This is a genomic window from Streptomyces sp. NPDC056128 (genome assembly GCF_042263835.1).
GTDB lineage: Bacteria > Actinomycetota > Actinomycetes > Streptomycetales > Streptomycetaceae > Streptomyces.
The window spans coordinates 36,186-57,323 of record NZ_JBHJVQ010000016.1 but is presented as its reverse complement, the minus strand read 5'-3'; the positions used below and the strand labels follow the sequence as shown (position 1 = coordinate 57,323).

The 21,138-nt window shown below is 72.1% G+C and carries 22 protein-coding genes; 11 read left to right on the top strand and 11 right to left on the bottom strand.

The features are described from left to right. Window positions 1–63 precede the first annotated feature (63 nt). A complete protein-coding gene (locus ACFC1X_RS25890; RefSeq protein ID WP_376357416.1) occupies window positions 64–852 on the bottom strand; it encodes a class I SAM-dependent methyltransferase in 789 nt (262 codons plus the stop codon). 99 nt (window positions 853–951) lie between these two features. On the opposite strand from ACFC1X_RS25890, the gene ACFC1X_RS25885 reads away from it, so the two are divergent. Next, on the top strand, window positions 952–1,581 hold the full coding sequence (locus ACFC1X_RS25885; protein WP_376357414.1) for a CGNR zinc finger domain-containing protein: 630 nt from the start codon (window positions 952–954) through the stop codon (window positions 1,579–1,581). Here ACFC1X_RS25885 and sodX read toward each other — a convergent pair. Continuing rightward, a complete protein-coding gene (gene sodX, locus ACFC1X_RS25880) occupies window positions 1,485–1,922 on the bottom strand; it encodes a nickel-type superoxide dismutase maturation protease (RefSeq protein ID WP_376357412.1) in 438 nt (145 codons plus the stop codon). The two genes, ACFC1X_RS25885 and sodX, sit on opposite strands and share 97 nt — an antisense overlap. A 146-nt stretch (window positions 1,923–2,068) precedes the next feature. On the opposite strand from sodX, the gene sodN reads away from it, so the two are divergent. After that, window positions 2,069–2,464, top strand: a complete 396-nt coding sequence (gene sodN, locus ACFC1X_RS25875; RefSeq protein WP_064729779.1) for a superoxide dismutase, Ni — start codon at window positions 2,069–2,071, stop codon at window positions 2,462–2,464. 111 nt (window positions 2,465–2,575) lie between these two features. On the opposite strand, the gene ACFC1X_RS25870 is transcribed toward sodN, so the two are convergent. Next, window positions 2,576–3,682 (bottom strand): LuxR C-terminal-related transcriptional regulator, encoded by a 1,107-nt coding sequence (locus tag ACFC1X_RS25870; RefSeq protein ID WP_376357410.1) that lies wholly within the window; start codon window positions 3,680–3,682, stop codon window positions 2,576–2,578. A 190-nt stretch (window positions 3,683–3,872) separates the two neighbouring features. Between ACFC1X_RS25870 and ACFC1X_RS25865 the strand changes: the two genes are divergently transcribed. Then, window positions 3,873–5,294, top strand: a complete 1,422-nt coding sequence (locus ACFC1X_RS25865; RefSeq protein WP_376357408.1) for an FAD/NAD(P)-binding protein — start codon at window positions 3,873–3,875, stop codon at window positions 5,292–5,294. Window positions 5,295–5,344: 50 nt separating this feature from the next. Here the strand turns inward: ACFC1X_RS25865 and ACFC1X_RS25860 are convergent, their stop codons facing one another. Both ACFC1X_RS25860 and ACFC1X_RS25855 read right to left on the bottom strand, forming a co-directional pair. Continuing rightward, the gene (locus tag ACFC1X_RS25860; RefSeq protein ID WP_376357406.1) at window positions 5,345–6,781 is read right to left on the bottom strand and encodes an MFS transporter; all 1,437 of its coding nucleotides are present in this window, start codon (window positions 6,779–6,781) and stop codon (window positions 5,345–5,347) included. Next, complete coding sequence (locus ACFC1X_RS25855; protein ID WP_376357404.1) at window positions 6,778–7,980, bottom strand: M20 family metallopeptidase; 1,203 nt, start codon at window positions 7,978–7,980, stop codon at window positions 6,778–6,780. The genes ACFC1X_RS25860 and ACFC1X_RS25855 overlap by 4 nt, the downstream gene beginning before the upstream one ends. 72 nt (window positions 7,981–8,052) lie before the next feature. Between ACFC1X_RS25855 and ACFC1X_RS25850 the strand changes: the two genes are divergently transcribed. Further along, a complete protein-coding gene (locus tag ACFC1X_RS25850; RefSeq protein WP_376357402.1) occupies window positions 8,053–9,165 on the top strand; it encodes an Lrp/AsnC family transcriptional regulator in 1,113 nt (370 codons plus the stop codon). 25 nt (window positions 9,166–9,190) lie between these two features. Here the strand turns inward: ACFC1X_RS25850 and ACFC1X_RS25845 are convergent, their stop codons facing one another. From ACFC1X_RS25845 to ACFC1X_RS25830, 4 genes are all read right to left on the bottom strand, one after another. Continuing rightward, window positions 9,191–9,775: a dihydrofolate reductase family protein gene (locus ACFC1X_RS25845; RefSeq protein WP_376357554.1), complete on the bottom strand. Its 585-nt coding sequence runs from the start codon at window positions 9,773–9,775 to the stop codon at window positions 9,191–9,193. Between the two features lie 87 nt (window positions 9,776–9,862). Continuing rightward, window positions 9,863–10,483, bottom strand: coding sequence for a GNAT family N-acetyltransferase (locus tag ACFC1X_RS25840; RefSeq protein ID WP_376357400.1), 621 nt, complete (start codon window positions 10,481–10,483; stop codon window positions 9,863–9,865). Between the two features lie 246 nt (window positions 10,484–10,729). Beyond that, a complete protein-coding gene (locus ACFC1X_RS25835) occupies window positions 10,730–11,890 on the bottom strand; it encodes a family 2 encapsulin nanocompartment cargo protein polyprenyl transferase (RefSeq protein WP_376357398.1) in 1,161 nt (386 codons plus the stop codon). Between the two features lie 87 nt (window positions 11,891–11,977). Beyond that, window positions 11,978–13,384 (bottom strand): family 2B encapsulin nanocompartment shell protein, encoded by a 1,407-nt coding sequence (locus tag ACFC1X_RS25830; RefSeq protein WP_376357396.1) that lies wholly within the window; start codon window positions 13,382–13,384, stop codon window positions 11,978–11,980. 329 nt (window positions 13,385–13,713) lie between these two features. Here ACFC1X_RS25830 and ACFC1X_RS25825 point away from each other — a divergent pair, with 329 nt between their 5' ends. Continuing rightward, a complete protein-coding gene (locus tag ACFC1X_RS25825) occupies window positions 13,714–14,292 on the top strand; it encodes an N-acetylmuramoyl-L-alanine amidase (RefSeq protein WP_376357552.1) in 579 nt (192 codons plus the stop codon). A 31-nt stretch (window positions 14,293–14,323) separates the two neighbouring features. Beyond that, a complete protein-coding gene (locus ACFC1X_RS25820) occupies window positions 14,324–15,232 on the top strand; it encodes a 1-aminocyclopropane-1-carboxylate deaminase/D-cysteine desulfhydrase (RefSeq protein ID WP_376357394.1) in 909 nt (302 codons plus the stop codon). Window positions 15,233–15,262: 30 nt separating this feature from the next. Here the strand turns inward: ACFC1X_RS25820 and ACFC1X_RS25815 are convergent, their stop codons facing one another. Beyond that, the gene (locus tag ACFC1X_RS25815) at window positions 15,263–16,855 is read right to left on the bottom strand and encodes a Na+/H+ antiporter (RefSeq protein WP_376357550.1); all 1,593 of its coding nucleotides are present in this window, start codon (window positions 16,853–16,855) and stop codon (window positions 15,263–15,265) included. 60 nt (window positions 16,856–16,915) lie between these two features. Here ACFC1X_RS25815 and ACFC1X_RS25810 point away from each other — a divergent pair, with 60 nt between their 5' ends. From ACFC1X_RS25810 to ACFC1X_RS25800, 3 genes are all read left to right on the top strand, one after another. Continuing rightward, the gene (locus tag ACFC1X_RS25810) at window positions 16,916–17,176 is read left to right on the top strand and encodes a UBP-type zinc finger domain-containing protein (protein WP_122616162.1); all 261 of its coding nucleotides are present in this window, start codon (window positions 16,916–16,918) and stop codon (window positions 17,174–17,176) included. A 249-nt stretch (window positions 17,177–17,425) separates the two neighbouring features. Continuing rightward, window positions 17,426–17,839, top strand: a complete 414-nt coding sequence (locus ACFC1X_RS25805) for an anti-sigma regulatory factor (RefSeq protein WP_003973726.1) — start codon at window positions 17,426–17,428, stop codon at window positions 17,837–17,839. 29 nt (window positions 17,840–17,868) lie between these two features. Further along, window positions 17,869–18,933 (top strand): RNA polymerase sigma factor SigF, encoded by a 1,065-nt coding sequence (locus tag ACFC1X_RS25800; protein ID WP_161329975.1) that lies wholly within the window; start codon window positions 17,869–17,871, stop codon window positions 18,931–18,933. Window positions 18,934–18,969: 36 nt separating this feature from the next. On the opposite strand, the gene ACFC1X_RS25795 is transcribed toward ACFC1X_RS25800, so the two are convergent. Further along, window positions 18,970–19,416 carry a hypothetical protein gene (locus tag ACFC1X_RS25795; protein ID WP_376357392.1) on the bottom strand — a complete coding sequence of 149 codons (447 nt, stop codon included), beginning with the start codon at window positions 19,414–19,416 and terminating at the stop codon, window positions 18,970–18,972. A 127-nt stretch (window positions 19,417–19,543) separates the two neighbouring features. Here ACFC1X_RS25795 and ACFC1X_RS25790 point away from each other — a divergent pair, with 127 nt between their 5' ends. Together ACFC1X_RS25790 and ACFC1X_RS25785 are read left to right on the top strand one after the other, a co-directional pair. Then, complete coding sequence (locus ACFC1X_RS25790) at window positions 19,544–20,512, top strand: diacylglycerol/lipid kinase family protein (RefSeq protein WP_376357390.1); 969 nt, start codon at window positions 19,544–19,546, stop codon at window positions 20,510–20,512. A 319-nt stretch (window positions 20,513–20,831) separates the two neighbouring features. Continuing rightward, complete coding sequence (locus ACFC1X_RS25785) at window positions 20,832–21,089, top strand: WhiB family transcriptional regulator (protein ID WP_003973730.1); 258 nt, start codon at window positions 20,832–20,834, stop codon at window positions 21,087–21,089. Window positions 21,090–21,138: the final 49 nt, after the last annotated feature.

The window sequence follows — 21,138 nt, the reverse complement described above, 5'->3', positions numbered from 1 at the left end:
CAGCGCGAGGAGGGGCGGTACGGAAGACCCGTACCGCCCCTCCTCCTGTCACGGTCTCACTTCTCACTTCACCGCGAGCAGCAGCGTGTCCGACGGCGAGCACCACACCGGCCGCGCCTCGCCGAAGCCCTTCTCGCGCAGTACGCGCGCGTGCCAGGCCGCCGAGGGCATCTCGCCGTCGGCGTGCTCACCGTAGATCTCGAAGCGGCGGGCGGTCGGTCCGGCGAGGACCGGGTCCTTGGCGGCGAGCTGCCACCACTCGGCCCAGTCGAGCGCGCCCCCGCTCTTGGCCGCGTCCATCTGCGCGTGCCGCTGTGCCCGCTCGGCCGCGTTGATCCGGGGCGTCGTGTCGTCGATCATGTGGTCCGCGTTCATGAAGACACCGCCGTCGCGGACCAGGCCCGCGACCCGGCCGTAGAGATCCGCGAGGGGTTCGGCGTGGAACCAGTGCAGGGCCGTGGCGGTCAGGACGGCGTCGTACGAGTCGTGCGGCAGCTTCGCCGGCCAGTCGGGGTCCTTGAGGTCGGCGGTGACGAAGGAGACCCGGTCGTCACCGGCGAAGGTGCCCTCGGCGATCGCGAGCAGCGCGGGGTCGAGGTCCACGCCGGTGCTGGTGGCCCCGGGGAAGCGGGCGAGGAGCCGGGCGGTGATGGTGCCGGTGCCGCAGGCGAGGTCCAGCACGCGCGGTGCGGTGCCGACGAGCGCCTCGACCATGTCGAGCATGATCCGGAAGCGGTCCTCCCGGTCCGGCATGTACCACTCCTGCTGCCGGTCCCAGCTCTCCTGCCAGGCCCGCCAGTCGGCGCCGGCCGTGGTGGCGTCGGTGGTGTTCGTGGTGTCGGCGTCCGTCATCGGGCCCCTCCGTGCATGCGTGACGTAATACCCTGGAAGCACGATCAGCTGTTACCTGACCGCAGGCACGACCATAGAGCCCCTTCGTAAGGACTACAAGTGGAACTGGCCTATTACTCGGATTACGCCGTACGTCTCGTCAACACCGAGGAACCGGCCCGAGGGCAGGACTCCCTGACCTCGGTCGAGGCCGTCCGCGAACTGTTCGGCGCCAACCAGTCGGCGGCCCGGCGGGCGGCCGACTCGGACGTGACCCGCTTCCGCTCGGTCCGGGGCAGGCTGCGCGCGGTCTTCGAGGCGGCGGACGGCGGCGACGAGACCCTCGCGGTGGACCTGCTGAATTCGCTCCTCCTGGAGTTCCCGGTGAGCCCGCAGATCTCCGGCCACGACCACCGCGACGACGACGGCCGCCCGCTGTGGCACATGCACCTGGCGGACCACCCGTCCAACGCCACCGCCGGTTTCGCCGCCATCGCGGCGATGGGCCTCGCCTTCCACCTGACCGAGTACGGCGTGGACCGTCTGGGCCTGTGCGAGGCGTCCCCCTGCCGCAACGCCTACCTGGACACCTCCACCAACCGCTCCCGGCGCTACTGCTCCGACCGCTGCGCGACCCGCGCCAACGTGGCGGCCTACCGGGCCCGCAAGCGCCTGGAGGCCGACCGGGCGGCCGGCACCGGCCTGACCGCGGACAGCGCCCAGCGGGCCACGGCGAACGGGGAGCGCTGACCCGCCCGCGGCGGCCGGTACCGCAGGCGCACCCTGCCGAGCACCAGGTCCTCGGGGACGACCCCGTAGTCGGTGCTGTCCCCGCCGGCGAAGGCGTTGTCCCCGAGCACCCACCAGCCGGTCCCGCGTCGCTCGACGGCCCGCTTGACCACCAGCAGGTCCTGCTGGAAGGGGTGCCGCAGCACGACCACGTCACCCGGCCGGACCCGCGCCCCCCAGTGCACGAGCAGCACGTCACCGTGGTGCAACGTGGGCACCATCGACGGCCCGGTCACCTCGGCCGGCCCGAAGGGCAACGCCCCTCTCGCGCGTTCGGTCTCCTGCGACAGCCGCTCCGGCATCACCCGGCACCTCCCCGGTCTTTCCTCCACCAGTCTCAGTCTCACCCCCGGACTTTTGTCCTAAGCCCACGGGGGCACTCGCGAAATCGGGTCTCCCAGGGAGTAATGTCCCCCCTGAGAAGACGATCACGAGGAAGGAACGCTTCATGCTTTCCCGCCTGTTTGCCCCCAAGGTCACGGTCAGCGCCCACTGCGACCTGCCCTGCGGCGTGTACGACCCGGCCCAGGCCCGCATCGAGGCGGAGTCGGTGAAGGCCGTCCAGGAGAAGATGGCCGGTAACGACGACCCGCACTTCCAGGCCCGCGCCACGGTCATCAAGGAGCAGCGCGCCGAGCTCGCGAAGCACCACGTGTCCGTGCTGTGGAGCGACTACTTCAAGCCCCCGCACTTCGAGAAGTACCCGGAGCTGCACCAGCTGGTCAACGACACCCTGAAGGCCCTCTCGGCCGCCAAGGGCTCGACCGACCCGGCGACCGGCCAGAAGGCCCTGGACTACATCGCCCAGATCGACAAGATCTTCTGGGAGACGAAGAAGGCCTGACCTGATCCGTGTCCGCACCCGTTCCGCAGGCCGCCGAGCACGGCGTCCCTCACGGACCGGGTGCGGTCTTCTTATTAGGCCGGGCAGCCCCACCAGGATGCGGGCGGGCACTCACACGGGCCGGTAATGCTCGGCGAACAGTCGTGCAACGAGTTCGCCCCGGCTGGAGACCTCTGCCTTGCCGAAGACGGCCTTGATGTGGTCGCGCACGGTGTGGGGGGAGATGAACAGCGTCGTCGCGATCTCGGCGGTGGGCAGCCCGCGAGCGATGAGCTGGGTGACCTGCAGCTCGCGCGGTGTCAGGCCGTACGCCTCGGCCATCAGGACGGCCCGGTCGGCGGCGGCCGCCGGTTCGATGACGAGTGCCACGGGGCCGGGTTGGCCGGCCGGGCCACTGAGGCAGGAAGCGCGGCACGTCAGCCATCGGCCGTCGACGGTGCGGATGCGCGTCCTCGCGCCGCCCGCCCGCTCCTGGCCCCGGGCGATCGCGCGGGCCTGCAGAGCGGTGGCGACCAACCAGATCGGCAGCCTCAGGCCCAACCGCGAGGGAATGGAGGGGCCTTCAGGGAGCCGCGAGAGGTGCTGCCGTGCCTCCTCATTGATCGAGGTCGGTTCCCCGGAGGGATCGAAGAGCATCAGTCCGGGCGCGGGTACGTCGGCTTGAGCGTCGGACGCCGACTGGCGGGCGAATCGGCGCAGCCGCGAGGCCAGCGGGGCGGACAGGCCGGCGAGCAGTGTGGTCTCGTCCTGGCCGAACGGGGCGCCACCGCCCATACGGAACAGGCTTATCACCGCCCATGGCCGGTCACCGACCCGCAGGACGGCCCGTAGTTCGTCGTCCACGCCCTGGCTCCCGAGCAGCCGGCGAAAGCGCGCGCTACGGGCGGGCAGGCCGCTGGTGGCCGCGCGCAGGCCGGCCACCGGCACGGCGGCGCGGGCGAGGTCGCGAAACGGGAGGACGTTCTCCTCCAGGAGTTCGCTCTCCCAGTATTCGGCGCAGCGTTCACCGGAGCCGAGGTTCTCCACCAGCATCGGCGCGGTGATGAGACCCGTCTCGGGGTCGGTGGCCGCCCACACCGCCGAGTCGAACGGCATGAGCTGTCGCAGCTCGGCGGATGTCCGGCCGAAGAGGTCGTGTGTGTCGGTGGCCCGATCCGCACCCGCCAGCACCTTGGTCTGAGCTGACAGCACCTCGGCGTGGCGGCGCGCAGCGGACATGGAGACCCCCCTGGTCTGGCTGCGGACCAGCCTGCCCGCCCTCCCGGTACTGCGCCAACCCCCCGTTTGAGGGGGTCATTCCCGGGCCCGTCACCGCTCACGGGGGATGGGCCTCGGCACCGGCGGCCGCGAGGCTCGAAGGGGCCGCGGCTTCCTCTCGACCGCGGCCGCCGACGTGAAGGGGAAGAACATGGACATCGCCATCGTCGGAGCGGGTGCCGCCGCGGTCGGCCTGCTGGACACGCTGGCGGCCACCGCCCACAGCCCCGGGACCATCACGGTGTTCGAGCCGTCCCCGCATCTCTGGCGAGGCCGCCCGTACGGGCCGGACCTGGATGCGGTGCTGGTCAACGCACCACCGGCCCTCATGTCGATCCGCCACTGGGACTTCGGGCACTACGCCGCGTGGCTGGGCCCGCGTGGCGCCGTCCATCTCGATGAACGGCTGGGACAGCCGCTGGTACCGCGCGCGCTCTACGGCGATTACCTCGCACACACCGCGGAGACGGCGTTGGCGACCCTGCGCGCGTACGGCTGGCGAGTGCGCGTCGTCATCTGCCGCGTCACCGGCGCCACCCGGTCCGGGGCCCGCTGGTCGCTCCGCACCGAGGACGGACGCGCGCACGAGGCCGACCACGTGGCCCTGTGCGTGGGCGGGGGAACACCGCGGGACCACTACGGTCTCGACGGCGCCCCGGGGTACGTGAACGATCCGTATCCGCTGGCCCGCACCCTCGAACGGGTCCCGCCCGGCAGCGACATCTTGGTCATCGGGAGCGGCCTCACCGCGGTCGACATCGTCGTGTCCCTCGCCGCACGCGGGCACACCGGGCCGATCACGCTGCTGTCCCGCAGCGGTGTGCTGCCCCACGTCTGGCAGCGCCCGGTCGGCCACCGGCCGCGGCAGGTGACCGCCGAACGGGTGGCGGCGCTGCACCAGGAACGGGGTGCCGTCACCCTTGACGACCTCATCGGGCTGCTGCGCGCCGAACTGGCGGAGGCGGGAGAGGACTTCGAAGAGCTCAAGTCCGATCTGCTGGCGACCGGGACCGACGATCCGGTGCGGCGTCTGCGGACGCAGCTGGCCGCTGTCGACGACCCCAGGATCGGCCGGCGGGTCCTCCAGGAGACGGCGCACAGCGTGGGCCCGTACGCATGGCGGCTGCTGCCGGAACCCGACCGTATGCGACTGCGCCGTCACTTCCGCCTGGCGACGAGCGTGGCCTCGCCGATGGTGCCGGTGAACGCCGCCACCCTGATGCGGCTGTCGGACGCCGGGCAACTCGGCATCCTCGCGGGCGTCCGCAAGATCGAGGCGGCGGACGGCGTGTTCCGGGTGCACGGCGACCACGGGGAACGCGGCTTTGACACCGTCGTCAACGCCGTGAACCCGCCGCCGCGGGCGATCCCGCAGGCAGCCGAGCCGCTGGTCACTGCCCTGGTGGCCGACGGCTCCGCCGAGCTGCACCCGGACGGTGGACTGGTTCCGGCCGACCCGCGCCTGCACGTGGCCGGAGACCTCGCCGGGGGCGGTTCGTTCATCACGTCCAGCATCGCGGGCATAGCGGCCCAAGCCGCACGGGTGGCGCACACGATCGTCGCGGCCGGTTGAGCAGGACGACCGTTCGGCCGGCGGTTGTGCGGATCGAACGGTCGGTCTTGTCACGGTCCCGTGGTCGGTGTCCCTTCCTCGCGGTGAGCCAGGGCGCACGCGCCCGCCGCGATCAAGGCGCACGCTCCGGCGACCAGCCACAGCATCACGTAGGCGCGTTCACCGGGCGCCTCTCCGTCGGCGGTGAGCAGTGAGCCGAGGACCGACGCGAACACACCGCCCGCCACCGCGCCGCCGAGGGTCTTGACGTTGTTGTAGACGGCGGTCGCGACCCCCGAGCGGGACGGGTCGCTGGCCTCGACGACGACGGTCGGCATCGCCCCCAGCGCCAGGCCGACCGCGAAGCCGAGCACGGCGTACGTCAGCGACATCTGCCACCACGCGTCGTGCAGGAGCGCGAACGAGCCGAAGGACAGCGCGACGAGCGTGAACGCCCCGACGAGCGCCCGGCGGTAGCCGGTGCGGCCCGCGATACGGGCGGTCAGCATCGAGCCGACGACACTGCACGCCGCCCCCGGCAGCGCCATCAGGGAGATGGACAGCGCGCTGAGCGCGAACCCGTAGCCGGTCTCGGCGGGGTCGGCCGCCCAGAACGTGGAGTTGGGCGCCTGGCTGCCGAAGAAGAAGACCCCGAACAGGAACGAGGCCAGGTAGAACGGCGCGCTGGCCCGTCCTTTCATCGCCCGCAGGTCCAGCAGCGGGTCGGCGGAACGCAGCTCGACGGCGGCGAAGGCGGCCAGCAGCACCGCCCCCGCGGCGACCGGGACGAGGACCGGCGCGGTGAGCCATCCCTCCTCCTCGGCCGCGGAGACGCCGAGCAGCAGGCCGATCATCGCGGCACCGAGCAGGGTGAGGCCCGGCAGGTCGACGCGTCCCGTGGCGAGGCGCTGGCTCTCCGGGATGCGCAGGAAGGAGACCGGCACGCAGGCCACGGTGAGCACGGCGGGGAGCAGCAGCGTGAGCCGGATGTCGTCCAGCGCCTCGTCCGCCGCGCCCATGGCCAGCCCGCCGAGGAGCGATCCGACGGTGAGGGCACCCACCAGCCGGGCGATGGCACGGCGGGCGAGCTCGACCGGAAGCCGGTCGCGGACCAGCGCGATCTCCAGCGGCAGCAGGGCGGCCAGCGGACCTTGCAGGACCCGGCCGAGCAACAGCGTCTCGAACGACGGCGCGAGGGCCACGAGGCAGGTTCCCACAGCCACCGCGGCGAGGGAGATCCGGAGCATGAGCCGGTGTCCGTGGAGGTCGCCGAGCCGCCCGAAGGCCGGTACGCAGACGGCGGCGGCAAGGAGCTGTACGGCGACGACCCAGGAGAGGTCGGAGTCGGTCACGCCGAGCCGGTCGCCGATCTTCGGGAGCAGCGGCACCATGCCCATCTGGAGGAAGCCGCTCACGAACTCGAAGAGGACGAGCAGTCCGACGACCGCCTTCACCGAGCCACCGGGGGCGGGTCCGGACGCCTCCCGCGTCCTGGTCGTAGCGCTCACCTGGACCCCTCCGGGCCCAGTCGGTCGGCGGCGAGCCGGGCGAGCAGCGTCGCCGCGTCCATGAGCACCGCGTCGTCGTAGACGGCCTGGGGCGAGTGATTCATCGGCGCGGTGGCCGGGTCGCGGTCCGGTGGGCAGGCGCCGAGGCCGAGGAAGGCGCCGGGCACCTCCTGGAGCACGAAGGAGAAGTCCTCCGAGCCCGCCATGGGCTTCGGCGCCTCGACCACCCGCCCGGCGCCGAACAGGCCGGCGGCGGTGCGCAGGGCGAAGGCCGCCTCGTCCGCGTCGTTGACCGTGGGCGGGTACAGGTCCTGGTAGTCGACCTCGGCGTGCACGCCGTGGGCCGCGGCGACGCCCTGGACCGTGCGGTGCACGCCCTCGCGCACGGCCTCGTGCGTGGCGGCGGAGAAGCTGCGCACGGTCGCTTCGAAGCGGGCGGTCTCCGGGATGACGTTGTGGGTCGTGCCGGCGTGCAGGGAGCCGACGGTGAGGACGGCGGGGTCGAAGACGTCCACGGTGCGGGTGACCATCGTCTGGAGTGCGGTGACCATCTCGCAGACCGCGGGCACCGGGTCCGTGGCCGCGTGCGGCGACGAGCCGTGGCCGCCGCGTCCGGTCACGGTGACGGTGACCGTGTCGGAGGCGGCCAGCACCGGGCCGGGCCGGGTGGCGACCGTGCCGAGGGTCAGGACCGTGGAGAAGACGTGCAGCCCGTAGGCGGCCACCACACGGGTGCCGGCGGCGTCCAGCACGCCTTCCTCGATCATCAGCCGGGCCCCGCCGTAGCCCTCCTCACCCGGCTGGAACATGAACACCACGTCACCGGGCAGCTCCTCCCGCCGGGCGGCGAGCAGACGCGCGGCGCCCACCAGCGCGGCGGAGTGCACGTCGTGTCCGCAGGCGTGCATCACACCCGGGACCTCGGACGCGTAGGGCACGCCGCTCTCCTCCGGCACCGGCAGCGCGTCCATGTCCCCGCGCAGCAGGACGGCCGGTCCGGGACGGCCACCGCGGAGCACGGCGGTGACGGAGCCGAGGCGCTCACCGGTGCTGATCTCCAACGGCAGCCCGTCGAGCGCGTCGAGCACCTTCCGCTGGGTCCGGGGCAGGCCGAGGCCGATCTCGGGGTCACGGTGCAGGGCGTGGCGCAGCCGGACCAACTCGTCGTGCAGGTCGCGGACGTCGTGGTGTGCGTTCATGTGGGGTACGGTCGGCGCCACTCACCGAACACCGGGGCGAAGTGCCCAGGATGCGCCACAGGAGCGCTTCTGATGCAGACATCCGCCGAGCTGGACGAGCTGGACCGCATGCTCGTCACCGCGCTCCAGGCCGCGCCGCGTGCCGACTGGCGCCGGGTGGGGCGGGCGCTGGACGTGGACGCCTCCACCGCGGCCCGGCGGTGGGCGCGGCTCACGGAGGCGGGGCTGGCCCGGCTGAGCTGCCACCCGTCGGTCGGGCCCGGTCTCGCGCCGCTCGTGGCGTTCATCGAGATCGACTGCGCGCCGGGGCTGCTGCGCCAGGTCGCCGCGCGGATCGCCGCCGACTCCCACGTCTTCACCGTCGAGCACGTCACCGGCGCCCGTGACCTGCTGGTCACCGCCGCCTTCCAGGACCAGGCCGCGCTCGCCCGCTACCTCGGGTTCCGGCTCGGCGCGCTGGAAGGGGTAGCCGCCACACGCAGCCAGATCGCCACCATGGTGCACGTGGAGGGCAGCCACTGGCGGCTGGACCGGCTGCCCGAGCGGCGCCGGGCACTCCTCCTCGACCGTGCCCCGGCGGAACGTTCCGCCGGGGCCGCGGCCGCCGGTACGCCCGACACCGCGGACCTCGCCCTGTTCACCGCGCTCAGCGAGGACTGCCGGATGCCCGCCGCCGGGCTCGCGGAGCGCACCGGGCTCAGCCCCACGACGGTCCGTCGCCGCCTCGCGCGGATGCAGGCCGACCGGGCCCTGGTCTTCCGCTGCGAGGTGGCCCGCTTCCTCTCCGGCTGGCCCGTGTCGGTGACCTTGTGGTGCGCGGCCCCGCCGGGCGACGTACCGAAGATCGCCGCGCAGCTCATCGGCACGCGCGAGACGCGCCTGTGCGCCTCGCTGTCCGGGCCGCACAACGTCATGGCCACCGTCTGGCTGCGTTCGGTCGAGGACATCCAGGCGTACGAGGCACGGCTGGTGGCACGTTTTCCCGAACTCGTCATCGCCGACCGGGCGATCGCCCTGTGGCCGCTCAAGCTGGGCGGCCACATCCTGGACCCGTACGGCCGCCATGTCCGGGCCGTGCCGGTCGCGCTCTGGGAGGACTCCGCGGCGGCGACGGCCGAGGAGTCGCTCCTGGCCCCGTTCCGGCCGGCGGGCGGAGGGGGACCGGCCGCGCAGCGTGGGGTGTGACGACCCGTCCGGAGCGCGGGACGGCTCAGCGCTTCCGGTCGTAGGTCCGCACCACGACGCCGTTGCCGAAGGTGCGCACCGGCCCCGTCACGAACTCGGAGACCTCGAAGCCCGAGGCGAACATCGGCATGCCGGTGCCCAGCACCACCGGGTACGTCTTGATGACCAGCTCGTCGACCTCGTCGGCCAGCTCCCCGGCGACGGCCGCCCCGCCGCACAGGTAGATGTCGAAGTCGCTCTCCTCCGCCTTCAGTTCGCGGACCCTGCCGACCAGGTCCGTCGCGACGATCTCGACGTTGGGGTCGGGCGACTCCGTGAGCGTGCGCGAGGCGACGATCTCGCGCATGTGTGCGTAGGGGCTGGTGATGCCCTCCTTCAGCGCCAGGTCGTAGCTGCCCCGGCCCTGGACGACCGTGTCGAACCGCTTGTTCGGCAGGTCGTCGATGCCGCGCTGCCGCCGGCCGAAGGTCGGCACCGTCTCCGGGTACTCCGCCTTCAGGAACGCGAAGAACTCCTCGTCCACGAACGGGTACATGAACGACGCGTCGCCGTCCGGGCCGCCGATGAAGCCGTCGATCGAACAGGCGATGAAGTACGTGAGCTTGCGCAAACCGGTCTCCTTCTTCTGGGTCACCCCTTGGCCACCCCTTGACCACTACGCTCACAGTACTCCGAATGTAGTTGTATGGTCTCCTGACTATTCGCCCCGCGGCTCGCGCCACATCGGCCACATCATGGGGCCGTCCGGCAGTTGGAGGGCCTGTCCGGTGAACTCGAAGCCCAGGCGCTCGTACAGCACCCGGCCGCGGGCGCTGCTCGCCTCCAGGTAGGCGGGCGTTCCCTCGCTGTCGCAGCGGTCGAGGACCGACGCCATCAGCGCGGTGCCCAGCCCTTCGCCCTGCCGTCCGGGGGCCACGCCGATCATCCACAGGTACTCGTGGGCCCGGCCGGTGGGGTGGATGCCCTCGGTCAGCCGGGCTATCAACTCGACGCGCTCGTTGTCCGGGTCGACGGCCTCGCGCACCAGGACGGGGATGTCCTCGGCGAGTTCCTCGGCGGCCTGTCCGTCCCCGGCCGGTTCGTCCGCGGGTACGGGCAGCCACAGCGCGCAGGCCGCACCGTCCTCGGTGAGATCGATGCGCCCGTCGGCGAGCACGGCGTCGGTGAAGGCCGCCATGAGCCGGTGATGGGTCAGCCGGCGGTACTCCGCGCCGGGAAAGACCCAACCGCTGACCGGATCGTCCTGGAAGGCCTCGTCCAGCAGCCGGACGACCCGCTCCCGGTCGCCCTCCCCCGCCGTCCGGATCACCACACCCATAACCCGCCCCGCCCCTTCGGCTCAACGTCGCTCGTGTGTACGGAGGTTGAGCCTATCCGGGAAGCCGCACGCGCCGGCCGGACAGGGAAAGGGGCGGGCCCCGCACACCGTGGGGAAGTGCGGGACCCGCCGGACCGGAGCCGTCGGCGGTGCGGCCGTACGTCGGGTCAGGTGCCGTACGGCCCTGCACGAGCTCCGGGGTCTTGCGGCCGGCCTGGGCGGCCGGGGTGGTGCGGCGAGCGGCCGTCAGGTGGTGCGCCGGGTCACGAACTCGGCGAGCGCGAGCAGTCCGCCCGCCGACTCCGGGTCCGGCACGGCACGGGCCAGTTCCTGCATCGCCCGTGCCATCCGGTCGGCCGCCTGGGCCTGCGCCCAGTCCCGGCCGCCGGCCCGCTCCACGGCCAGGGCGGTGCGCTCCAGGTCCTCCTTGTCCTCGTCGTACGGTGCCGCGTACAGCGCGGCGAGTTCGGCGGCGACCGGGGTGCCGGAGGTGAGGGCGGCGACCACCGGCAGCGACTTCTTGCGGACGGCCAGGTCCGCACCGGCCGGCTTGCCGGTGCGGCGCGGGTCGCCCCATATGCCGATGACGTCGTCGATGAGCTGGAAGGCCAGCCCGGCCTGCCGGCCGAAGGCGTCCAGCGCCTCGACGTCCTCGTCGGCGGCACCGGCGTACAGCCCGCCGAGCGCGCAGGCGCATCCCAGCAGGGCGCCCGTCTTGGCCTCGGCCATGGCGAGCGTCTCGTCGAGGGTGACCTCGTGGGGCGCGCGCCGCTCCATCGCCGTGTCCGTGTGCTGGCCCTCGCACAGTTCCATGACGCAGTCGGCCAGCCGGATGGCCGCCGCCGCGGACGCCGGATGCGGGTCCGCGGCGAGCAGCCGCAGGCCGAGCGCCTGAACGGCGTCCCCCGTGAGGATCGCGTCGGCGTCGCCGAACACGGTCCAGGCGGTGGGCCGGTGGCGCCGGGTGGTGTCCCGGTCCATCACGTCGTCGTGCAGCAGTGTGAAGTTGTGGATCAGCTCCACCGCGGCAGCGGCCCGGACCGCCGCCGCACGGGCCGCGGGCCCGCCGAGCGCGGCGGCCGCGGTGAGGACGAGTGCGGGGCGGATCGCCTTGCCCGCGTTGCCCTCCGCGGGCGTGCCGTCCGCGTGCTGCCAGCCGAAGTGGTAGAGCGCGACGCGGCGCATCATCGGGGGCAGTGCGGCGATGGCGGAGCGGAGTTCGGGGTCGACCGACGCCCGGGACTCGCGCAGGAGCGCCGCCGCCTCCTGCCCCTCGGACACCGGCGGCCCGGGTCCGTCGACCGGGGTTCCCGGCTCGTCCGCGCGCTGTGTGCCGATGGGCCCGTGCCTCTCCGGCGCTCCGGTGGGACCGCGGGTCGCGGTGGCGCCGCACCCGGTCTCCGTCATGGACTCACCTCCCCCATGGGCCCGCTCCCGTACCCCCGGGGTGTACCCGCCCGGGAGGGCGGGGACACGGCGTCGGGCGGACTGGCGTCACTGCCAGCGGCCGATCTCGACGTTCTCCAGGACGCCCAGCGCGTCCGGCACCAGGACCGCGGCCGAGTGATAGGCCGTGACCAGGTACTTGATGACGGCCTGCTCATTGATGCCCATGAAGCGCACCGACACACTCGGCTCGATCTCGTCGGGGATGCCGGTGGCCCGCAGCCCGATGACGCCCTGCTCCTGCTCACCGGTACGCATCGCGATGATCGAGGTCGTACGGGCCTCGGTGACCGGGATCTTGTTGCACGGGTAGATCGGCACCCCGCGCCAGGTCGGGATGCGGTTGCCGGCGACGTCGATCGTCTCGGGGACCAGTCCGCGCCGGTTGAGCTCCCGGCCGATCGCGGCGATCGCACGCGGGTGGGCGAGCAGCAGCTTGGTGCCCCTGCGGCGGCTGAGCAGCTCGTCCAGGTCGTCCGGTCCCGGCACGCCGTCGTGCGGCTGGATCCGCTGGTCGTACTCGCAGTTGTGCAGCAGGCCGAACTCGCGGTTGTTGACCAGCTCGTGCTCCTGCCGCTCCTTCAGCGCCTCGACCGTCAGCCGGATCTGCTGCTCGGTCTGGTTCATCGGCTGGTTGTACAGGTCGGCCACGCGCGAGTGGATGCGCAGCACGGTCTGGGCGACGCTCAGTTCGTACTCACGGGGCCGGGCCTCGTAGTCGACGAAGGTGTGCGGGATGTCCGGCTCACCGCTGTGACCGGCGGAGAGGTCGATCGCCTTCTCGCCGTGCTTGTTGGTGTTCTGCTCCGGGAGCGAGCGCTGCTCCTCCAGGTGCGCGCTCAGGGACTCCGCGCGCTCCGCGACCTGGTCCACCTCCTGGCGGGGCAGCACGAGCACGGTGCAGACGGTGACCGCGCGGGCCGTGTACTCCCAGATGGCGTCCCCGTCGAGCAGCGCCTGGTCGCCGAAGTAGGCGCCGTCGGCGAGGACACCGAGCACCGCGTCGTCGCCGTAGGGACCGGTGCCGATCTTCTCGACCTTGCCGTGCGCCAGCAGGTACACCTCGTCGGCCCGGCCGCCGAACGAGGCGATGACCTCGCCGGGGCCGAACTCCCGCTGCTCGCAGCGCTGCGCGAGCTCCGACAGGACCTCGTCGTCCTCGTACGACCGCAGCGCCGGCAGCTCGCCCAGCTCCGCGGGGACGACCTCGACGCGGTCGCCGGTCTTCACGAACGTCACGCGGCCGTCGCCGACGGCGAAGGTCAGACGCCGGTTCACCCGGTACGTGCCGCCCTGGATGTCCACCCAGGGAAGCGAGCGCAGCAGCCAGCGTGAGCTGATCTCCTGCATCTGAGGAACGGACTTGGTCGTGGTGGCCAGGTTCCGCGCGGCCGCCGTGCCGAGGCTCTGCTGCGGCCTGGTCTGCTCGGTGCGGACCTCTTCGCCTACCGACATAAGGAATTGCCCTCCCGGTCGTGCCGGACGGCTGCGCCCGGCATCGATGTGCGTGGACCAGCCTTCCTCACGGAGCGTGCCGGTGCTATTACACGAAAGAGCGGGAATGGATCACCGGAAGCCGGGGCAGATATGGGAGCTTGTTCGCCGTCTCGGCGTCTTGTCCGGCCCTGTTCAACGCGATGGGCCGGGACGAGATTGGCCGAAAACGCTCGTACGCGCGCCGGACAAGTAATAGCGGGAGCTCCGTTTCGGTACAAGCACGGTACGAGACGGTCGCGCCCAGGCGGTCGTCACACAGCGTGAAGGAGTCGGCCGTGGCCTCACCCATGTCCGCGAGCAGCTTCCTCAAGGCACTGAAGGCGGAGGGGCTCACCGTCGTCGAGGTCGGCGACTGGCGCGACCACAACCGCAACCACAAGGGTCCTTGGGGGCCCGTGAACGGTGTGATGATCCACCACACGGTCACGAAGGGCAGCGCGCGGACGGTGGACATCTGCCGCAGGGGCTACGAGGGCCTGCCCGGCCCCCTGTGCCACGGGGTCATCACGAAGGACGGCCGGGTCCATCTGGTCGGGTACGGCAGGGCCAACCACGCCGGGCTCGGCGACGACGACGTCCTGCGCGCGGTGATCGCCGAGCGGGCGCTGCCGAAGGACAACGAGGCGAACACCGACGGCAACCGGCACTTCTACGGGTTCGAGTGCGAGAACCTGGGCGACGGCGACGACCCCTGGCCGGCGGCGCAGCTGGAGGCGATCGAGCGGGCCACCGCCGCGGTCTGCCGCCATCACGGGTGGAACGAACGGTCCGTGATCGGGCACCTGGAGTGGCAGCCCGGGAAGGTGGACCCGCGCGGGTTCACCATGGCGTCCATGCGGGGGCGGATCCGGGACCGGCTGACGTGACGCGCCCGCGCCGCGGCGTGAGAATGGCCCGGTGACCGGCACCGACACCTCCGACCTCGCCGCCCTCGGCCCCCGCCTGCCGTCACCCTGCCAGGAGATCGTCGACGGGCGGTTCGAGCGGCACGGCGTCCGGCTGCTGCTGAAGCGGGACGACCTGATCCACCCCGACCTGGTCGGCAACAAGTGGCGCAAACTGGCACCGAATCTCGCCACCGCGCGGGGCCGCACCGTCGTCACGTTCGGCGGCGCCTACTCCAACCACCTGCGCGCCACGGCCGCCGCCGGCCGACTGCTCGGCCTGCGGACGGTGGGCGTGGTGCGTGGTCAGGAACTGGCCGGGCGGCCGCTCAACCCCTCCCTGGCCCGGTGCGCGGCCGACGGCATGCGGCTGCACTTCGTCGACCGCTCGACGTACCGCCGCAAGAGCGAGCCGGAGACCCTGGCCGCGCTGCTGCGCGCGCTGGCCGCCGAGGACGCGGTCGTCGTCCCCGAGGGCGGCAGCAACGCGTCGGCCGTCCGCGGCTGCCGGGCTCTCGGCGAGGAACTGGGCGGACACGCCGACGTGGCCGCCGTCGCCTGCGGCACCGGTGGCACGCTCGCCGGTCTGGCCGCGGGACTGCCCCGGGGCCGCCGGACGCTGGGGATACCCGTGCTCAAGGGCGGCTTCCTGGCCGACGACATACGGCGGCTCCAGGACCGTGCGTTCGGCGGACCGCGCGGCGACTGGAGCCTCGACGACCGCTTCCACTGCGGCGGCTACGCGCGCACGACGCCGGAGCTCGACGCCTTCGCCGACGACTTCGAGCACCGCCACGGCCTCCCCGTGGAGCGCGTGTACGTCGCCAAGCTGCTGCACGCCCTGCTCGCACTCGCCCGGGAGGGCGCCTTCCCGCGCGGGACCACCCTGGCCGCGGTCGTCACCGGCCGCCCGTTCCCCTGACCGCGGCCGCCCCTCCCAGGCGCGCCCCGCTCACGTGGCCTCCCGGTAGGCCGCCGCCTCCTCCAGGTCGAGGCGCCGCAGCAGCGTCCGCAGCATCTCGTCGTCGATGTAACGGCCGTCGCGCAGCCGGACGAAGACGTCGCGCTCGGCGCTGATCATCTCCCGGGACAGCCGCCGGTAGGTGTCGTCGACGCTCTCGCCGGTGACCGGGTTGACCTGCCCGAGCCGCTCCCAGACGGCGTTGCGGCGGCGTTCCAGGACCGTGCGCAGGCGCTCGGCGAGCGGGCCCGGCAGGGCGTTGCGCTCGTCGGCGAGCAGCTCGTCCAGGCGCCGCTCGGCCGCCCGGGAGGCCTGCGCCTGGGCGTTGGCCTCGGCGAGCGTCTCGGTCTGCACGTCGCGGGCGGGGAACTTCAGCAGGCGGATCAGCGGCGGCAGGGTGACGCCCTGGACGACGAGCGTGCCGATGACGGTGGTGAAGGTGAGGAAAAGGATGAGGTTGCGCTCGGGGAAGGGATCGCCGTCGTGCACGGTGAGCGGGATGGAGAAGGCGATGGCCAGCGAGACCACGCCCCGCATCCCCGCCCAGCCGATGATGAAAGGCCCCTTCCAGGAGAGGTCGCCCTCCCGCGCGCGTACGCGTGCCGACAGGCGCGGCAGGAAGGTCGCCGGATACACCCACACGAACCTCGCCACCGCGACCACCAGGAAGAGGGCGACGGCGTACCAGGCGGCTTCGGCGCCCTCGTACTCACCGAGCCCCTTGAGGACGACGGGCAGCTGGAGTCCGATCAGGGCGAACACGGCAGACTCCAGCACGAACGCGACCATCTTCCACACCGCCTCCTCCTGGAGCCGGGTGGCGAAGTCGACCTCCCACGCGCGGTGGCCGAGATAGAGCGCGACGACGACCACCGCGAGCACCCCGGAGGCGTGCACCTGCTCGGCGACCGCGTAGGCGACGAACGGGATCAGCAGGGAGAGCGTGTTCTGCAGCAGCGCCTCCCGCAGATGGGTGCGCAGCCAGTGCAGCGGCACCATCAGCACCAGCCCCACGCCGACGCCGCCGATCGCCGCGATCACGAACTCCAGGATCCCGCCGGCCCACGTGGCGCCCTCGCCGACCGCCGCCGCGAGCGCCACCCTGAAGGCGGTGATCGCGGTGGCGTCGTTCACCAGGGACTCGCCCTGGAGGATCGTGGTGATCCGGGAGGGCAGCCCCACGCGGCGCGCGACGGCCGTGGCGGCGACGGCGTCCGGCGGCGCGACCACCGCACCGAGCACCAGGGCCGCCGTCAGCGGCAGACCCGGCACGATCAGGTACGCGGCGCAGCCGACGACGAAGGTCGCGAAGAGGACGTAGCCCACGGACAGCAGCGCCACCGGCCGCACCTGAGCCCGCAGGTCCAGGTAGGAGCTGTCGGTGGCCGCCGTATAGAGCAGCGGGGGCAGCAGCAGGGGCAGGACGATGTGCGGGTCGAGGGTGTAGTCGGGCACGCCCGGGACGTAGCTCACCGCCAGGCCCACCGCCACCAGCAGCAGCGGCACCGGTACCGGTACCCGCCGCCCCGCGGCGGCGACCGCGGCACTGCCCGCCACCAGCAACAGCAGCGGCATCACGTCCATGTCCTCGCCCGCCCTCTTCTTCCGCGCGGTGATCCGCACACCCGTCGTAACCTGGCAATCATGAAACAGTGCACGCACGCCGACGCGCTGCCGCACCCGGAACCGGAGCCGCGCGGTGAGACCTGTCCGGAGTGTCTGGCCGAGGGCACGGACCCGGTGCAGCTGCGGCTGTGCCTCGACTGCGGTCATGTCGGCTGCTGCGACTCCTCACCGGGGCAGCACGCGACGACGCACCACAAGGAGACCGGCCACCCGGTCATGCGCACCTTCGAGCCCGGGGAGAACTGGCGCTGGTGCTTCGTCGACCACGTCCTCGTGTGACCTCGGCCCGGTACGGTTCGACCGTCTGACGCCTGGGTACGTCAACCCGGCGCGCGCTCTTCCGATTTGGGCCGCCGAACCCCTAGCCACTGTGCGTGTTCGTGTGTTTACTATGAGTGACAGCATGGGGTTGGGGTCTCGGGGACAGGAAAGTTCGGAGCGCGATAACGTCACCGCTGAACCACGTATCGCGTTACCCCGAGGGCGACCCCCTGGCCCTGTAACGCTTGTACCACCTTGGAGGTGAGGGTGTCCCAGATCGCAGGCGAGCCCGCGACCCAGGACTTCGTCGAAGTCCGGCTGCCGGCCGCGGGTGCCTACCTGTCGGTGCTGCGTACGGCGACGGCCGGCCTCGCAGCCCGTTTGGACTTCACCCTCGACGAGATCGAGGACCTGCGCATCGCAGTCGACGAGGCCTGCGCGATCCTGCTCCAGCAGGCCGTGCCCGGCTCGGTGCTCAGCTGTGTCTTCCGCCTCGTCGACGACTCGCTCGAAGTCACCGTCTCGGCGCCGACCACGGACGGCCACGCCCCTTCGCGGGACACCTTCGCCTGGACGGTGCTGTCCGCCCTCGCGGGGAAGGTCTCCTCCGCCGTGGACGAGGACAAAACCGTTTCGATCAGCCTCTACAAACAGCGCGGCGCGGGACCCGGGCCGACGTGAGGGACGGAAACGGGGACGGGGACGGGCCGGTGCGGGACGACGAGCGCGGCACACGGGAGCGGCCGGCCGAGGGCGAGCGTTCTCCGAACGAGGCCCGGCGCACGGCGGACGGCATCGACGGCATCCCCGAGCAGGCCCGGCCGCATCCGGAGGACGAGACCTCACCCGAGGCCGTCGTTCCGGGCGACGGGCAGCGGACCGGGGACACCCCCGTCCGGCCCGTCCGAGCGGAGGAGAAGGCTCGGGAAAGGGCAACGGGCGGGACGATGAGCGAGCACGAGCGACACTCCGAGGACGACGCGCCGGGTGCCCGGGGCACGCAGGGCACACGGCACGACCCGCAGGACCGCAGCGGGGCGCGCCTCCTGTTCGCGGAGCTGCGCACCCTGGAGAAGGACAGCCCCGCCTACGCGGAGCTGCGCAACCGGCTGGTCCGCATGCACCTGCCGCTCGTCGAGCACCTCGCGCGCCGCTTCCGCAACCGCGGCGAGCCCCTGGACGACCTGACCCAGGTCGCCACCATCGGACTGATCAAGTCGGTCGACCGTTTCGACCCGGACCGCGGGGTGGAGTTCTCCACGTACGCGACTCCGACGGTGGTCGGCGAGATCAAGCGGCACTTCCGGGACAAGGGCTGGGCGGTCCGCGTCCCGCGCCGGCTCCAGGAGCTGCGGCTGGCCCTGACCACGGCCACCGCGGAACTCTCCCAGCTGCACGGGCGCTCCCCCACGGTGCACGAGCTGGCGCAGAAGCTCGCGATCTCCGAGGAGGAGGTCCTGGAGGGCCTGGAGTCGGCCAACGCCTACTCCACGCTCTCCCTCGACGTGCCGGACACCGACGACGAGTCCCCGGCGGTCGCGGACACCCTCGGCGCCGAGGACGAGGCCCTGGAGGGCGTCGAGTACCGGGAGTCGCTCAAGCCGCTGCTGGAGGACCTCCCGCCGCGCGAGAAGCGGATCCTGCTGCTGCGCTTCTTCGGCAACATGACCCAGTCGCAGATCGCGCAGGAGGTCGGCATCTCGCAGATGCACGTCTCGCGGCTGCTGGCCCGCACCCTGGCGCAGCTGCGGGAGAAGCTGCTGGTCGAGGAGTAGCCGCCCCGCCCGCGCCGGCGGGCGGCGGCCGCCCGCCTACTTCTCGGCGTTGCCGGGGCCCCGGATGCCGAGGGCCTGGGTGGTCTCCGGGTTGACGAGCAGCACCAGCGCCGTGACGGAGACCACGGCGAGCACGATGCCCGCCGGAATGGCCGGACCGTTCGTCGTCAGCAGGTTGTAGGCCACGGGCAGCGCCATGATCTGCGTGATCACGGCGGGCCCCCGGCTCCAGCCCCGCCGGCCGAGCAGCCCGCGCGCGGCGAGCAGCGGCAGCAGGGCGAGGACGATCAGGGTGATGCCACCGGTGATCGCGGAGGTCCTGTCGTCGGGGTGGCCGGTCAGCCCCCCGACGAGCATCCAGGCGCCGCCCACGACGAGCGCCAGTCCCTCCAGTGCGGCGAGCGCGGCCGCGGCGGTCAGCCGGCCGGGACGGGGGCCCGCCTCTTCGGCGGCTTCGGAAACGGGGTTCGGCTCACTGCTCACCCCTGAAGGGTAGCCCTCCGCGCACCGGCGTCCACGAGGGTGTCCGCCCTATCACGTGCGCGGTTCCACCGCGGCGATCTTCACCTCGGTCTGGGCCGAGTACCACCCAGTAGGTACCCTGCAAACCATGCGTGCACTTCTCGTGGTCAACCCGGCGGCAACCACCACGAGTGCGCGTACGCGCGACGTGCTGATCCACGCGCTCGCGAGCGAGATGAAGCTGGAGGCCGTCACCACCGAGTACCGCGGGCACGCGCGCGACCTCGGCCGGCACGCCGCGCAGAGTGACGACATCGAGCTGGTGGTGGCCCTCGGCGGCGACGGCACGGTGAACGAGGTCGTCAACGGTCTGCTGCACGCGGGCCCCGATCCGGAGCACCTGCCCGGCCTCGCGGTGGTCCCCGGCGGCTCCACCAACGTCTTCGCCCGCGCCCTCGGCCTGCCCAACCAACCGGTGGAGGCCACCGGCGCACTGCTGGACGCCCTGCGCGAGGGCAGCGAGCGGACCGTCGGGCTCGGCCTGGCCTCGGGGACGCCGGGGTCGGAGGACGAGGCGGTCCCGTCCCGGTGGTTCACCTTCAACGCCGGACTGGGCTTCGACGCCGGCGTGGTCGGCCGCGTCGAGCAGCACCGTGAGCGCGGCAAGAAGTCGACACACGCCCTCTACGTCCGCCAGGTGATGCGCGCGCTCGTCGGCGAGCCGCACCGCCGCAGCGGGACGATCACCCTGGAGCGGGCGGGCGAGGACCCGGTCACCGATCTGGTGCTGTCCATAGTCTCGAACACCTGCCCCTGGACGTTTCTCGGCAATCGCCCGATCTACGCGTCACCTAAAGCCTCGTTCGACACCGCGCTCGACGTGTTCGGTCTCAGCCGCCTGTCGACGGCCGCTGTCGCCCGGTATGGCACCCAGTTGCTCACTTCGTCCCCGGAGCGCGGACCCCGGGGCCGGCACGCGGTCTCCCTGCATGACTTGACCGACTTCACCTTGCATTCGAAGGTGCCACTCCCCCTCCAGATGGACGGTGACCACCTGGGGCTGCGAACCAGCGTGACGTTCACAGGCGTACGTCGTGCACTGCGTGTGATTGTGTGAGCAGAAGGGGCGAAAGTCCTTTCACTCGAACGTTTAGACCAGGGTCCACCCCATGGAAGTACGGCTGTGACCTAGTCGACACCGAAGAATCAAAAAAAACTTTCCGGAAGGGGTTGTATCCGCCGCCGAGGTTTGCGAGTCTCTTCTTGGCGATCGGGACGGCCCGCAAGACCGGCCTCCACAGATCACCGGAACCCCTCTTCAAACCACAGGACCACGCCAGGGAACCTGGCTGTCGGCCCTTCCCTTGTTGAGGGATTCGTGAAAGCGTTCACATTCACAAGCAACCCGCATGTAATACCAAGGAGAGGTAGCAGCCATGGACTGGCGTCACCGCGCCGTTTGCCGCGAGGAAGACCCCGAGCTCTTCTTCCCCATCGGCAACACCGGTCCCGCGCTGCTGCAGATCGAGGAAGCCAAGGCCGTCTGCCGTCGCTGCCCTGTCATGGAGCAGTGCCTGCAGTGGGCGCTCGAGTCCGGTCAGGACTCCGGCGTCTGGGGTGGTCTCAGCGAGGACGAGCGCCGCGCGATGAAGCGCCGTGCCGCCCGCAACCGGGCCCGTCAGGCATCTGCCTGACACAGCCACCCTGCCTGAGCTTGGCGGCGCGTACAGCGAGTACGCATCC

Coding starts and splice junctions, on each gene's coding strand:
- ACFC1X_RS25835 (WP_376357398.1), bottom strand. CDS start 11,890: ATGACGGAGACCGGGTGCGGCGCCACCGCGACCCGCGGTCCCACCGGA.
- ACFC1X_RS25815 (WP_376357550.1), bottom strand. CDS start 16,855: ATGGACGTGATGCCGCTGCTGTTGCTGGTGGCGGGCAGTGCCGCGGTC.
- ACFC1X_RS25785 (WP_003973730.1), top strand. CDS start 20,832: ATGGACTGGCGTCACCGCGCCGTTTGCCGCGAGGAAGACCCCGAGCTC.
- ACFC1X_RS25840 (WP_376357400.1), bottom strand. CDS start 10,483: ATGGGTGTGGTGATCCGGACGGCGGGGGAGGGCGACCGGGAGCGGGTC.
- ACFC1X_RS25855 (WP_376357404.1), bottom strand. CDS start 7,980: ATGAACGCACACCACGACGTCCGCGACCTGCACGACGAGTTGGTCCGG.
- ACFC1X_RS25890 (WP_376357416.1), bottom strand. CDS start 852: ATGACGGACGCCGACACCACGAACACCACCGACGCCACCACGGCCGGC.
- sodX (WP_376357412.1), bottom strand. CDS start 1,922: ATGCCGGAGCGGCTGTCGCAGGAGACCGAACGCGCGAGAGGGGCGTTG.
- ACFC1X_RS25850 (WP_376357402.1), top strand. CDS start 8,053: ATGCAGACATCCGCCGAGCTGGACGAGCTGGACCGCATGCTCGTCACC.
- ACFC1X_RS25865 (WP_376357408.1), top strand. CDS start 3,873: ATGGACATCGCCATCGTCGGAGCGGGTGCCGCCGCGGTCGGCCTGCTG.
- ACFC1X_RS25790 (WP_376357390.1), top strand. CDS start 19,544: ATGCGTGCACTTCTCGTGGTCAACCCGGCGGCAACCACCACGAGTGCG.
- ACFC1X_RS25825 (WP_376357552.1), top strand. CDS start 13,714: ATGTCCGCGAGCAGCTTCCTCAAGGCACTGAAGGCGGAGGGGCTCACC.
- ACFC1X_RS25870 (WP_376357410.1), bottom strand. CDS start 3,682: ATGTCCGCTGCGCGCCGCCACGCCGAGGTGCTGTCAGCTCAGACCAAG.
- ACFC1X_RS25810 (WP_122616162.1), top strand. CDS start 16,916: ATGAAACAGTGCACGCACGCCGACGCGCTGCCGCACCCGGAACCGGAG.
- ACFC1X_RS25830 (WP_376357396.1), bottom strand. CDS start 13,384: ATGTCGGTAGGCGAAGAGGTCCGCACCGAGCAGACCAGGCCGCAGCAG.
- sodN (WP_064729779.1), top strand. CDS start 2,069: ATGCTTTCCCGCCTGTTTGCCCCCAAGGTCACGGTCAGCGCCCACTGC.